The 12116-nt window shown below is 44.1% G+C and carries 15 protein-coding genes and 2 pseudogenes; 9 read left to right on the forward strand and 8 right to left on the reverse strand.

Translation table 11 applies throughout. From position 1 onward, the window contains the following. Window positions 1-442: 442 nt before the first annotated feature. The 5 genes and pseudogenes from BM122_RS18755 to BM122_RS18770 form a co-directional block, all read right to left on the reverse strand. Window positions 443-907 carry a carboxypeptidase-like regulatory domain-containing protein gene (locus tag BM122_RS18755; protein ID WP_074907047.1) on the reverse strand — a complete coding sequence of 155 codons (465 nt, stop codon included), beginning with the start codon at window positions 905-907 and terminating at the stop codon, window positions 443-445. Between the two features lie 657 nt (window positions 908-1564). Beyond that, complete coding sequence (locus BM122_RS18760; RefSeq protein ID WP_143083537.1) at window positions 1565-1804, reverse strand: hypothetical protein; 240 nt, start codon at window positions 1802-1804, stop codon at window positions 1565-1567. Window positions 1805-1976: 172 nt separating this feature from the next. Further along, window positions 1977-2115 (reverse strand): annotated as a pseudogene (locus tag BM122_RS25505) (IS1595 family transposase); the annotation flags it as partial. 298 nt (window positions 2116-2413) lie between these two features. Continuing rightward, complete coding sequence (locus tag BM122_RS18765) at window positions 2414-2668, reverse strand: hypothetical protein (RefSeq protein ID WP_074907049.1); 255 nt, start codon at window positions 2666-2668, stop codon at window positions 2414-2416. A 287-nt stretch (window positions 2669-2955) separates the two neighbouring features. Next, window positions 2956-3210: a hypothetical protein gene (locus BM122_RS18770; RefSeq protein ID WP_074907050.1), complete on the reverse strand. Its 255-nt coding sequence runs from the start codon at window positions 3208-3210 to the stop codon at window positions 2956-2958. 840 nt (window positions 3211-4050) lie between these two features. On the opposite strand from BM122_RS18770, the gene BM122_RS18775 reads away from it, so the two are divergent. After that, window positions 4051-4284: a hypothetical protein gene (locus tag BM122_RS18775; protein ID WP_074907051.1), complete on the forward strand. Its 234-nt coding sequence runs from the start codon at window positions 4051-4053 to the stop codon at window positions 4282-4284. Beyond that, window positions 4284-4469 (forward strand): hypothetical protein, encoded by a 186-nt coding sequence (locus BM122_RS18780; RefSeq protein ID WP_074907052.1) that lies wholly within the window; start codon window positions 4284-4286, stop codon window positions 4467-4469. Before BM122_RS18775 ends, BM122_RS18780 begins: the two co-directional genes overlap by 1 nt. Window positions 4470-4955: 486 nt before the next feature. Here the strand turns inward: BM122_RS18780 and BM122_RS18785 are convergent, their stop codons facing one another. Continuing rightward, window positions 4956-5654, reverse strand: coding sequence for a transposase (locus tag BM122_RS18785; protein ID WP_074907053.1), 699 nt, complete (start codon window positions 5652-5654; stop codon window positions 4956-4958). Window positions 5655-5821: 167 nt separating this feature from the next. Here BM122_RS18785 and BM122_RS18790 point away from each other — a divergent pair, with 167 nt between their 5' ends. Continuing rightward, window positions 5822-6349: a hypothetical protein gene (locus BM122_RS18790; RefSeq protein ID WP_074907054.1), complete on the forward strand. Its 528-nt coding sequence runs from the start codon at window positions 5822-5824 to the stop codon at window positions 6347-6349. Window positions 6350-6456: 107 nt separating this feature from the next. Next, window positions 6457-6876 carry a DUF3597 domain-containing protein gene (locus tag BM122_RS18795; protein ID WP_074907055.1) on the forward strand — a complete coding sequence of 140 codons (420 nt, stop codon included), beginning with the start codon at window positions 6457-6459 and terminating at the stop codon, window positions 6874-6876. Between the two features lie 174 nt (window positions 6877-7050). Here BM122_RS18795 and BM122_RS18800 read toward each other — a convergent pair whose 3' ends face one another. Beyond that, entirely contained in the window at window positions 7051-7356 is a 306-nt protein-coding gene (locus BM122_RS18800; RefSeq protein ID WP_074907056.1) for a hypothetical protein, read from the reverse strand. Between the two features lie 1170 nt (window positions 7357-8526). Here BM122_RS18800 and BM122_RS26330 point away from each other — a divergent pair. From BM122_RS26330 to BM122_RS18825, 4 genes and pseudogenes are all read left to right on the forward strand, one after another. After that, window positions 8527-8625 (forward strand): annotated as a pseudogene (locus tag BM122_RS26330) (IS630 transposase-related protein); the annotation flags it as partial. 185 nt (window positions 8626-8810) lie between these two features. After that, window positions 8811-9035, forward strand: a complete 225-nt coding sequence (locus BM122_RS18815) for a transposase (RefSeq protein ID WP_143083538.1) — start codon at window positions 8811-8813, stop codon at window positions 9033-9035. Window positions 9036-9419: 384 nt separating this feature from the next. Next, complete coding sequence (locus BM122_RS18820; RefSeq protein ID WP_074907060.1) at window positions 9420-9851, forward strand: KGG domain-containing protein; 432 nt, start codon at window positions 9420-9422, stop codon at window positions 9849-9851. Between the two features lie 122 nt (window positions 9852-9973). Continuing rightward, entirely contained in the window at window positions 9974-10861 is an 888-nt protein-coding gene (locus tag BM122_RS18825; protein ID WP_074907061.1) for an ATP synthase subunit B family protein, read from the forward strand. 422 nt (window positions 10862-11283) lie between these two features. Here BM122_RS18825 and BM122_RS26335 read toward each other — a convergent pair whose 3' ends face one another. After that, window positions 11284-11511, reverse strand: a complete 228-nt coding sequence (locus tag BM122_RS26335) for an integrase core domain-containing protein (RefSeq protein WP_074907062.1) — start codon at window positions 11509-11511, stop codon at window positions 11284-11286. Window positions 11512-11918: 407 nt separating this feature from the next. Here BM122_RS26335 and BM122_RS22775 point away from each other — a divergent pair. Beyond that, on the forward strand, window positions 11919-12116 hold a 198-nt coding region (locus tag BM122_RS22775), incomplete at its 3' end, for a transposase (RefSeq protein WP_143083539.1).

Consider the following 12116-nt stretch of genomic DNA (forward strand, 5'->3'; position numbering starts at 1 on the left):
CACCGGCTGAATTTGAAATGGCATATTATCGCCAATTAAAGGAGTCAGCTGATGCAGCTTGACTCAAACTAAAAAGTCTTCGGAAAAACCGGGCCGATTCAAATAAACAGGTTCCCCCACGCTCATCCCGAGTTACTCTTTCCCCCTCGATTTTGACATCATCTTTGCGCTTTCGACACGTCATCAAAGGTTCACTCGCGTTCGTCTCCCTAACACTTACCTGACAAAGTCTCGCTTTGCTTTTTTCCTTAACGCTCACCACCAAGGCTCTTTACCTTCGCAGCATAAGGCGGTTTGAAGCCTCCTCCTGTAAAGCGGCTTCGAGTGGCCTACCCTCATCTTTTGCGCAGCACGCACAGGCATTGTTTACGCAATACCTTGTGCTCGTGGCACACGAAAAGCGTGAGTAACAATGAATGCTAGGTTATGAAATCGTTTTATATTATTGGCGCTTTGGAGCGGGCCAAAGCAGTGTAATTTTTTTGTGATTTTCTTTTTCTTGAATATATAAGTCACGATGCAGAGTATTCCCCTCGTAAGTAGCATCAAGCGAATATTTCCCCGGAGGAAGTTTAGCAAGTAGGTAAGGTCCTTTGGATATCGTTTCCAGCGCAGTGGAACCGGATGCATCCCTGATGACAATCTGGACATTGCTAATATATACTGCCTGATTCGTACCAGCTTTGGCAAGTTCAACCATCAGTGGCCATTTTTTCCCTTCCTTCAATATCGCATGCGATTCATCTTGACCAATGCCACCAGTCATAAACACTACTTCACCTTGGTTTTGCACTGGTGGAAGCAAAGATTGTGTTGGCACGAGCTCAACTTGTGGAAAACCGGAAGTGCTAATGATACCAAGTAAAATCATAACAGAAGCTGTTCGAACAAGTTTAGTAGCATTCATTATTTAATCCTCTTAGGTTTATAATGCGTCCTGTCAAAGAATCACACGATAAACAAACCGGAGCTCTCAATGCTTAAATCTTTTGTCTCTCTTTGAAACATCCCTGGATTACAGGGGTCTTAATAAGACTGATTCTCAACAAAAGAAGTTCAAGTAAAATCAAAGTCAAAGCGGGCTATAGCCTGCCGCACATCTTCAAAGTTAAGAAATAAAGGCTGAATTGAAAATAACCTAATAATGGATGTGTAACAGTATTGAATTTATTAGCAGCAAATCCAAAAAAAGCGGTGGATAGCGGTAATGATGCGGCTGCATCAAGCTATGTAGAGTCTACTCAAAAAGTATTTCTTGTAATTTCATTTAAAATTTATTAGCCATAATCCATTGTTTTCTAAAGAGTATTATTCATAACAGTATGCGGTTAATAAGAATTGATCGAACTTAGGTGAGCTTGAGTTCAAATTAAGTGCAAGGGTTTCTGCATAATTTATTCAAAAATCTTGCACTTAAAAAGTAATTTTTTACGATATTCTCATGTAAAAACAATTCATTATACTTTCTGAGTAAGCTCTATGTATTTGGCGTTGAGCTCACTTCATCCGTTGTGCAATCCACCGTTACCGACCGAATGAAATCAGTTTTTCCATCTCCTCTGACTTATTTGACAAGAAGGTCTAGATGAGCTCCCGTCGTATCGGTAGTGCTGGAGATTTCGCCAGTAGTAATGACTACAGTTCCTCCCACCGTTGCCATGAAATCATGAATCACATGTTTACCATAGATTCCGCAAGTTGTTTGTTGGGCATGACCAGAATCTTTTCCGTCAGTTCCAGAACCTTGCTTTCTAGTTCCTTTAGAGAGAGCTATGGATTTTGACATTGAGATTGAAACGCTCATCCGGAAAATATTCCGCTACTAACAAGCGAGCTGGTCATCATTCTGCTGATGCTGATTACTCTCTTGACCCTGAGTATTTGTGACATTCTGAGCGAATCCTATACCGGTAAACATGTAAATACCAGTCAATGTTATCGTAAAAGTGCATACAATTTTTATTTACAGAGAAACATTTAAGATAAATAGCATTGACAGACCGGACTGAAATACCGGTCAAGTGGTTTGTACTGATATCCGTAAAATACAGCGAAAAAAAGCAATTTTGCTTCTCTGGCTTGAAAACGGAAATAATATCTATTTCTAACATTCATCCAATAAGTTATTAGCACTCTTGTAATTCCAATTTCGAATAAAAAAGTCAATATTTTTTTACATAAAGATATTTGTTTACAATATATTACGTAATCTTATAATTGATTCTTCTATTGAGAATTAGAATAAATACTTAATCTTCTAATTCCATTTCTCAATCAAAACTGACTTTGCCTGCTTCACCTTGCCGTATTATTGATACTGTCTGCGGCTCGCCTTCGGGTCATAATGGAATTAGCTATAGGATCTGAACGACTGAAATGGAACTGGTCATAATCAGTGAGCAGAAGTTCACGCCTAATGATTTGGACTTGCTGGAATCACTACGACAACAAAAGTATAAGGTTGCATTTCAGGATGTTCCTGAATCTCAACAACACGGACGAGAGTCGGCTCAAAGGTCTCAGGATCAACAATGAAAGAACGAATGATGAAATCGCCAACCCCTGGCAATGAGTAGGGTGAGTGGGATGGGTCATATAACTCATCAACATATAAAACCTTATCTACATCCCATGGATACACAGCCCATTTTACAACAGGAAAACTCATTGTCGTCGTTTGGCAACATTGTGAAATGAATGCGAAGACTACAACAATTTTATGATATTGGCAAATTAAAACAGATATACCAACTATATGAAACTAAATAATATATTACAAATCACGTTACTCAAAATGAACGAGTAAATAGCCAACTGGCCAGGAAAAATAATATGACTAATCATATCATCAGGATGACATGCCAAACACATCAGACAGCCTGATACTAGCGTTTATCTAGTAGATGTGAACAACTGATATGGGATTAATCACAATCGAAGAACACAGGCTCAGCCTTAACGGTTTAGGTCTGCAGGAGTGACTACGAAAACGAGAGTATGTGGCTGCATTTCAGGATGATCCCGAATCTCAGCAACCCGCACAGGAATTGGATAACGTGTCTCAGGATCAATAAGAAAGGGCCGAATGATTAAGTCGCCCTCGTTTGGCAGCGTACAGGGTGAATCCCATAATTCTTCGATATATGAGACTTTACCTTCATCCCTTGGATACACAGCCCATTTTACAGCAGGGGTATTTATTGTTGTCATTTAGCAACATTATAAAGCAAATATGAATGGTACAACAAATTTATGACGAATTTATGATATTGACAAACTCAGTTCATCTGTCTTATCCCTCCACTTAGGCTCTTCAAAGACCTATGCTTGAGCCAAAGCAGTCATCCACACCAAAAAACAGTAGTTTCTTCCTTTCCAACACCAATCGATTAAAGTTAATATTCCTTTCCGAGAATGCAGTAATAGAATACAAATACCTGGTGTCGGGAGCGTAGATCAAACACACACGTGTGAAACACACTGATATTGGTGTAGGAGCAGAAATTTTAAGAAATTTGCAATGAGTTTAACAAACTAAATGCACTGATTTTCGCTGCTATCACAGAATAAACAGATAGAAGATACTCCGCCATGTTGGCGTTATACTATTGAGTCACCTCTTAATCATGAGAGCTATTTTGCCCAGCTTACCTAACAGCTAACAGTTAACAGTTATGGAATTTCAAAAATTCTGGATACATTAATCGCCAGTACCGTTAAATGTATTGATATTTCGCCTTTCTACTCAAAAGGGAAGCTGCCAAGAGTATTGGCTCATTTAATATGCTGTATTCTTCCCAAAACAATGGAATGATTGCAGTTGCTCTACCTAACTTGCGGGGAACTCGATTCTCTGTATCGTCCTCGATATATTTGATAAATACTGCAGCATCATTCTTTTTGGAATTAACTATAAAGACTGGTGGTGGGAGCCCGATGCGAACCTAATTTAACACCGTTGAGGATAAAAATTTTATTGCAAATGAATTTTTATCCATATACAAGTTTCTAAACTACGTCATCAACCACGTAATTAATAAGGGAATGGAAATGAAAAACTTAACCCAAACTCAAATCAATTACCTCAGGGAGAAGCTTGAATTAATCAGTTCTGAAGAGGAATTATTCCATGGGTCTTTGCCTGAATTATCAGCGGAAGATAAGCTGATACTGATAAGGGAGCAAGTTAAAAAATTACTTGCTTGGGTAGAATCTGGAATGAGGGTACATGAAGAAGCATACGTAGGCAAAGAGATAGAACATAGTAATTTTGGGAAAAGATAGTGGAAGATAAACAAAAGCACGGCGGCGCACGGAAGAGCGCTGGTCTCAAGTTAGAAGGAAAGATTGCAGTAACTTACCAGCTTGCGCCAGATGTAGTTGAATTCCTGCGCAATGACGGAAAGCGAGCTAGTCAGCGGCGAGCTGTAGGTAGAAATAAAACAAGACAGATTGGCCGCTTTGAGTAAGATAACAATGGTTGCGCGGGCAGAATTTGAACCTACGACCTTCGGGTTATAAGCCCATTTCGACGTCATTACTTAACTCAACCATACACTATCACACTCAATTAATCAATAAGTTAGTTTGCGTTGGATAATATTCATGTGTGGATGATTGCGCTTATTGGCATGATGGAATTGTGATAAAAGTATTCAGGGCATGTGGTCAATTAAACCAGATAACGGAAGCAGCCATATAGATGGCACCGAGAAAGGTTGAGGCGCGTTTATTTGTATATAGGAAAAATAAACGCTCTTTTTAATAACAACCGAATGTAGCGGAAAATGGTTTGATCGTCAACTGAACGGAAAGTCATCCGAAATTGGTAAAATTTGTGTTCAATCAGCAACAAAAAGTGTTGGTTTGGGTCCCTTTTTCGCTATTAGCGTGAAAGACGCTCAGAGGGAAGGTCAACTCAATCATGAAGAGAGCTGAAAAAGCCGGGCTGCGATTCAGATAGGTTCGAACGGATCAAAGACCTGCGCAGGCGATCTGGGTGGCGCCGAAGAGGACAATCCGAGATGATCAAGAATTTTGGTGATCGCAGCTTTCTTCAGGATGGTGGCGATGATTTTCAGGGCTCCGCCGCAATGCGGACAATGCTCGATATCGAACACTCGCTTGAGCAAACGCGCCCACCTGATGCGCACAGAAGCCACGGAAGGGGGCACATCGTCATTCCTATCGGATGGGTTATTTTTGTTTTTCTTGCTGCCAGGGAGATCTCGGAGCGAAGCTTGGCATTCGGCGCAAGTACGCCATGGAAAGGAATGAGGTTGAGCCTTGCCCGGGAAACCAGCGCAGCCAGCCGTTGCATGAATTCCAGCGGCGACATCACTAGGGGTCGTGCCATCCCGAAAAGGTGTTTTTAGCGTCAATATTACTTGCCCATCCTGGTTACGTGCCAAGCGCTCATCAGCAATCGCGGGCCGGGTAATATAGCGGCACAAGCGTTCCAGCTTGCTACGCTGGTGCATGGCGCAGCGTACGTCGGCATGCAGGCTGAAGCCGTGTGGTTGGCACAGCACGCCTGACTTTACTGAGACTATTGTGTGCTTTGCGTGGGCAAGGGTTATGTGAGAAGCGATATCCTGTCTTGCCTCATTCCACTGTGCTCTACAGCACGATTGCGCTGTCCAGTTCCATGCCATGCCGTGGCATATTCATTGCTGTTTCTCATTGTGGCCGTTGAGGCTCAAACATTCTAGCAACAACGATTGAGAGCTCGATGCAGCTCGATGCATGTAGTCACGACCTGAACGGCTGATGCAATTATGCAGTTTTTCAGAGGTAATTTATGGGGCTACAGGAACTACTAATGGGCGCTGCGACTCATAAATACCAGGACTTCGTTAAGCGTTACGAACAGGGCCGGCCGGAAGAGGACTACTTGGACCGAAAAGTGTTGAACCATTACAGTACAGTCGCTCACGAAGCTTTGCCAATTGATTATGAAGAAGCCGTGCGTGAGTCGATCTCACGTTTGACGCCCGAGCAGCGGGCGCGCAGTTGCGTGGTATCAATGTTCCGCGGCCGCCGCCGCAACAGGCGGATGGCGCTGATTTCGGTTGACTCTTATTTCGGTTGGCTCTCAAATGTAACTTGGCAATTACATCGACAACCTGGGCTGCTGCGCGAAATATTTGGTGGTCTGGGTGATAATTCGTCTGACGGCGTACTCGCAAACCCTGTTGCGAAAACTGCACTGGCTAGAATCACAGCAACGCTAGTAAAGCGCGCGATGAGGCGCGATGAGAAAACTAACGCGAGGTGCATAAGCAACTGCCGAGCAGTGAGTGGCAGATGGAAAATCAAAGCAAATACTCAATTAGTTTCGCCTGCATAAAGATGGCGCTGAGAATTTAAGAGGTTTATTGGGTTTATTATAGATCGTAGATGACCGTTCCTCATCCAGTTGAGTTCGCTCATCTCGCAATACGGAGGAGACCCCCTATGGCGTTTTTTAGTACAATTCTTGAGAAGTTGGGTATTCGGAAGCAAACTAATGGGAATGCGGCGCCGCAATCTACAGCGACGTCAGCGAACCCGAGTACAAGTTCAAATCCCAGTGCATCTGGCGCTTCGACGCAAACCGCGCCAAGCGTGGTTCCCGTTACCGATGTCGTCGCACAACTAGAGCAGCGCGCTGCCGCCAATCCGCAAAAGCTCAACTGGCGCACTTCGATCGTTGATCTCCTGAAGCTCCTCGATATCGACAGTAGTTTCTCAGCACGCAAAGAGCTGGCTATAGAACTTGGCTGTCCGCCGGAGTTGATGGAAGATTCAGCAAAGATGAATATGTGGTTGCATAAGACTGTGCTCGCGCGGATCGCGTCCAACGGAGGTAATATCCCGAAAGAACTCCTCGACTGAGCAGCGTCCGAAGCAACCATTGCGGCATACCGGACAATTGCTCGGCAATCACCAGCGACCAGTGGTGCGCCGTCCTAGCCGCTCCAACAGTTCCTGTCGTTCAGCCCACTTGTATCCTCCCTCGCAGTTGCGTGGGAGGAGGTTTCTTTAACCTGATGAATTTAAATCGCGGCGTTATAGGCAGATGCAAAAGCCGTGTACGTTGGTACAGCACGCCCGACTTGATTGAGACTGTTGTGTGCTTTGCATGGGCAATGTTTTCAACGTTAATACCTTCTGTCCTGCCTGTGGACCCAGTGCGATCCGATAGGTACAGTCCGCCGATTGAAACGGGGCTAAAGCGGTATCCGCTGCCATGTCGGCGAGAAAAGTCATGCCCTCCTCCTCAATGAGCACACCATAGCGGATCAATGCTTTCATGATGCGTTGGATGATCTGGCTGAGCAATTCCTGTAGTTGTTCAGACGTCGGTGCGCGCACGCAGTGGAACGCCAGTACGCCAACTGTATTTTCTCGTCCCGGAAGCAAATGCTTAATCCGTTGCCACTAATTATCCCGCAATCCATAGCATGGCCCCATTCATAAGCATATCCCCTATAAATTGATTATAATTTACGGATGATATATCAGATATCATTTCGCCGTAAAGTATTATCCGTTCGAGAGAAGGAGGACCTTACCATCGCGCAAGTAGCGAAGCGTTTTTGCGATCGGGTCGGAGTAACGGATTGTGTCCGTCACCTCTCCCACACCACCGGACGTGCAGTTTTAGCTCCGCTGATACTCCTTCCACATCCAACGGTTGAACCCAGTGACTTAAGCTGTCACAAAATCCGAGGGAACCCATAATCCCCACCGTTTAACCTTACCTTATTTTTTTAGCAGATTGTCCCGATTAAGGGCGCTTCCATCAAATTTTCATTCAGCACCTTCTATTTATCCTTCGCCTGTGTTTCAGCTTGCATCCACGGTCACGCTTCCGATTGGAATCCACCAACCCCACGTGGTCGCTGGACGAGTGGTTGTCGCAGTTGCAACGCTCACCCACGCCAGCATACTCCTCGCCAATCCACAAGGATGTTTAAAATGGCCTGTCTTTTGGTTCTTTAGCCCTTCGCTCCACCTTGTTTCCAAGGCTTCTTCGCTAATATGGCTTCTGCTGAATTCTCCCTAAACCTCGTTCGGGAGATCTCCCCGGGTAAGGTACTAATTCCATTTCTAAATCAAAACTGACTTTGTCGGTTTCACCTTGCTGTATTATTTATACTGTCTGCGGCTTGCCTTCGTGTCATTTTTGATTTAGAAATGGAATAAAACTTTCAGCCCGTGCCGCCAAGCTCTACCTCGTGCATCTTTCGGTAACAGTTGGATTTCGTGTTCCCTAGCACACTTATCGCCTGCACTCGGCCTCACTGCTTATTCGTGTTCCTAAAGTCGTACTTTTGCTACGCGCTTCTTTCAGGTTAACCTCACGGTTTCCCCCTTGCGTTTTGCTACGGTTGTCGTTACTACTTCCGGGTATCTCCTTCAGATAACAATTTTTAGCTCATGCCGGGCACACTAGAGCTAGCCCGCGTGACGCGCTGGATCAAGACTCCCAATCCCAGGACAACTCGCAATAAGCCTGCAACCAAGATCGATATGTAGATTTTGGCGCAGGACGTCAAGAATTATCCAGACGCGTATCAGTATGAGGACGCCAAACGGCTTAGAGTCAGTACCCAGGGCATCAATCACGCGTTAAGGCGTCTGGGCGTAACCTATAAAAAAGCCTGCGTCACCCACAGGCGCATAGCCATGCGTGCGCGGCATGTCGTGAGCAAAGCCACTTTCATCAAGGCAAACGCTGACGCGGCCTTCGCGTTCATAGCCTTCAATTTTTTGCTGGAAGATACGCCGCTCTTCTTCGCTGGCTTTGGGTGCCGCAGGACATTTTGCCCAAGCTCCTGTTCGCTTGCGTGATCGTCATGGACAACGCGACGTTCCACAAACGGCAGGATATCAAAACTGCCTGTGCCAATGCTGGGCATACGCTTGAATACCTGCCATCTTATTCCACAAACTTTAATGACATTGAACCAAAATGGGCCCAGGCCAAAGCCATCAGAAAAAGGGAAGGTTGTTCCATCGAGCAGCTCTTTGCTGCCTATGTATTTTGATCATTTTATATGGCATTTGCTATATATGGGATATGCTATAGATAAAATTCCAACATCCAAAATTCTTTGGGTCAGTCACGCTGAGCAACCAAGCTGCATTCGGTATAGCATACCTTCTAGCGTCATGCGCATACTGGCCCCAGTAGAATACTCTTATCGAAAACTGGACCGCTCGCTATCGTCGTGGCAATAAGTGCTCTTTTACTTCCTTGATAATAACTCGTCCTGTATTCAAGCTTTAATTTTAGGCATATGTACGCTTGCGCACAGATAAAGCCCGCTTCGAAGCGTACGCTAAAGTTGTTCTTGGTTTTATCAAACAGGAGATAAAAAGCCAAAATACATCATAGGTGTTTTTTAAAATTACCGAATAGGAGAGCAATTATGCCTTCAAATAAAGGAAAGGATGACGACAACAAGGGCACCAACCAGCGTGGTTTTGCTTCTATGGACGAAGAAAAACAGCGTGAAATTGCAAGCAAGGGCGGCCGTGCAGCTCACGAGAAGGGTACGGCTCATGAGTTCACCTCAGAGGAAGCACGCGAAGCAGGCCGTGCAGCTCATGAAAAAGGTACGGCTCATGAGTTTACTTCTGAAGAGGCGCGCGAAGCTGGCAGAAAAGGTGGTCATGCTGCTCATGAAAAAGGTACAGCTCATGAGTTTAGCTCGGAAGAAGCGCGTGAGGCAGGTCGCAAAGGTGGACAGTCAGGTGGCAAAGGCCGCTCTGAGGATGAGGGTGAATCATCTTCCTCTACCCGTGGCGGGACATCTGAGCAGCATGCGAAAGCAGGCAGCCAAAGCCATAAAAATCGCTAACCAGCAATAGCAACGACGAGCAGATTCATCTGCTCGTTATTTTTGTGTCAACACAAGTAATGATGTGTTGGCTAATCCTGGAATTATTCTTCATTCACTACTAAGCCTAAAAGGGAATTACTATGAGTACTCATACACAAAGAAACGTAGTTCTATCTTCACAAACAGATTGGTGGACAATTAATTGGGGCGCTGTTTTTGCGAGCCTGGTTTTTATTTATGCGTTAAGCTGGCTAATATTCACTTTCAGCGCGGCGATTGGCTTCAGTATCATCGAGGTTCCCGAAATCAAACATATAGATACCAAATCAGAAACATTAACTGTTAGTTTTGCATTATATGGATGGTATATTTTGACCGCCTTTATAACGTATGTTTTGGGCGGCATCCTGGCTGGTAAGCTTTCGGGTAATACTGATCACCGTTCAGCTACATTGCATGGCGTAGTGGTGTGGTCAATTACAATTGTTATTGCCGTTATATTGGCCGCTATGGGAGTTAACAACTTGTTGAGTTCTGCAGCCGGGGCAATAAAAACCACAGCTACAGCTGGCACGAATTTAACGAAAGCAGTTTCATCCGATAAAGAAGGAGCAACATCACAATTACCTTCTTCCTTACAGCCTTTAATTGGCTCAATAAAACAAGGAATTAAAAAAGGAGCTTCTCAAGATGAACAAAAATTAGAGAAAGCTTCCGAACAAATTGATCCACAAGCTTTAGGTTTAATCGCGACTGCATTAATACGAGGTGATGAGAAGGAAGCGAAGGAAATTATTGCGAGTAATACCGATTTAGATGAAAAAGAAATCGATGAACTGATCAGCTCAGTAAAAGCCAAAGCAGATAGAATTGGTGAAGATATTCAGAGGAAAGCTGATAAAGCCAGAGGATACGCCGCTGGAATTCTTTGGTTAATGTTTATAAGTTATGTTGTAGCCTTAATTGCAAGCATCATTGGCGCCAGATATGGAGCGAGGAAATTAGCTTCTTCTGTTCAGCAAGCTTAATTTATACAAAAAAAAAATAGCCAGATCTCTGCAGCATTCGTTGCGGAGATTTTCATTAATTATGCTGCTCGTCAGATTATTAATGCTTCTCTATAAAAAGCCTTGGGGCTGTTGATATTTCACATAGGTAACCCATAGAGATCCACAAGCCATGGCGGTCATGCTTTTTCATAATTCTTCTTTTGGTTGTCATATCGTATTGCCACCGCTCGATACTGCTTTAAGCGGCTAAACGCGTTTTCCACCAAATGCCGATATCATATAAACCCTAATCTATGTTTATATTACCCTCAACCGAGTTGACTACGCCAGAACCTCAACATTATGAGTTTGCTTCTACTTATTAAATATTTATGATGTGGTTCCCTGTAACTGGACAACCTGAAAGAAAGTTAAGCTCTGACATATATAGTTAATCAGGTTCAGGCAACCCGATTAATTCTTTGATCATTATGATAGATTTCATCAGGCGTAAGGCTGTCAAGGCTTTGATGAAATCGTTCTTGATTGTACCCTTCCAACCATGTGGATAAATTCTGCTTTACCTCCTTCAGGCTATTGAATTCTCGAGTATATAAGAGCTCATACTTAACTGTCCGCCAAAGTCGTTCAACAAAAATATTATCATAGTAGCACCCCTTGCCATCCATGCTGATGTGAATAGGATGATCATTTAGTATGGATGTAAATGCTTCGCTGGTGAACTATACGCCCTGGTCGGTATTCATGAGCTACGGACACAACCATAGTTCTGAATGGCTGCCTCCAGCGCCTGAGTACAAAAATCAGTATCCAAGGTATTGGACAAGCGCCTGCTCAATACCTTGCGTAAATACCAATCTATGCAACAAGATAGCCAAAGCCTTTTTCCATGGGGAGTAGAGTAAGAAGCAGGGCGTAGTCAAACTATCTCCCTGCCTCTCCTCACCGAACCGTACGTGCACCTCTCAGCGCATACGGCTCTCCATTCAAGTATGGCTCATAGCCATAGCCTTGCTAGCTTGTACTGAATCGCCCCGGGTTTACAGGAGACTCTATTTCTTGAGAGGATAGAGTAATGAAAAAACAAATAAGATATTCACCGGAGGTTCGTGAACGAGCTGTCCGATTGCTGTATGAACACCAAGGGGAGTATGAGTCGCAACGGGCGGCACTGGAATCGATAGCATCCAAGATAGGTTGTACTGCTGAGACGTTGCGTAAATGGATGCGCAATCAGAGACTGATCAGGGCATCCGGGCAGACATGTCAACCT

It is taken from the genome of Nitrosomonas communis, assembly GCF_900114745.1.
GTDB lineage: Bacteria > Pseudomonadota > Gammaproteobacteria > Burkholderiales > Nitrosomonadaceae > Nitrosomonas > Nitrosomonas communis_A.

Excerpts from the sequence above, each read along its gene's own strand:
- BM122_RS18795 (WP_074907055.1), top strand. The coding sequence starts at position 6,457 with ATGGCGTTTTTTAGTACAATTCTTGAGAAGTTGGGTATTCGGAAGCAA.
- BM122_RS18770 (WP_074907050.1), bottom strand. The coding sequence starts at position 3,210 with ATGACAACAATAAATACCCCTGCTGTAAAATGGGCTGTGTATCCAAGG.
- BM122_RS18775 (WP_074907051.1), top strand. The coding sequence starts at position 4,051 with ATGAAAAACTTAACCCAAACTCAAATCAATTACCTCAGGGAGAAGCTT.
- BM122_RS18820 (WP_074907060.1), top strand. The coding sequence starts at position 9,420 with ATGCCTTCAAATAAAGGAAAGGATGACGACAACAAGGGCACCAACCAG.
- BM122_RS18790 (WP_074907054.1), top strand. The coding sequence starts at position 5,822 with ATGGGCGCTGCGACTCATAAATACCAGGACTTCGTTAAGCGTTACGAA.
- BM122_RS18785 (WP_074907053.1), bottom strand. The coding sequence starts at position 5,654 with ATGGCATGGAACTGGACAGCGCAATCGTGCTGTAGAGCACAGTGGAAT.
- BM122_RS18760 (WP_143083537.1), bottom strand. The coding sequence starts at position 1,804 with ATGAGCGTTTCAATCTCAATGTCAAAATCCATAGCTCTCTCTAAAGGA.
- BM122_RS18765 (WP_074907049.1), bottom strand. The coding sequence starts at position 2,668 with ATGAGTTTTCCTGTTGTAAAATGGGCTGTGTATCCATGGGATGTAGAT.
- BM122_RS26335 (WP_074907062.1), bottom strand. The coding sequence starts at position 11,511 with ATGGATGGCAAGGGGTGCTACTATGATAATATTTTTGTTGAACGACTT.
- BM122_RS18755 (WP_074907047.1), bottom strand. The coding sequence starts at position 907 with ATGAATGCTACTAAACTTGTTCGAACAGCTTCTGTTATGATTTTACTT.
- BM122_RS18825 (WP_074907061.1), top strand. The coding sequence starts at position 9,974 with ATGAGTACTCATACACAAAGAAACGTAGTTCTATCTTCACAAACAGAT.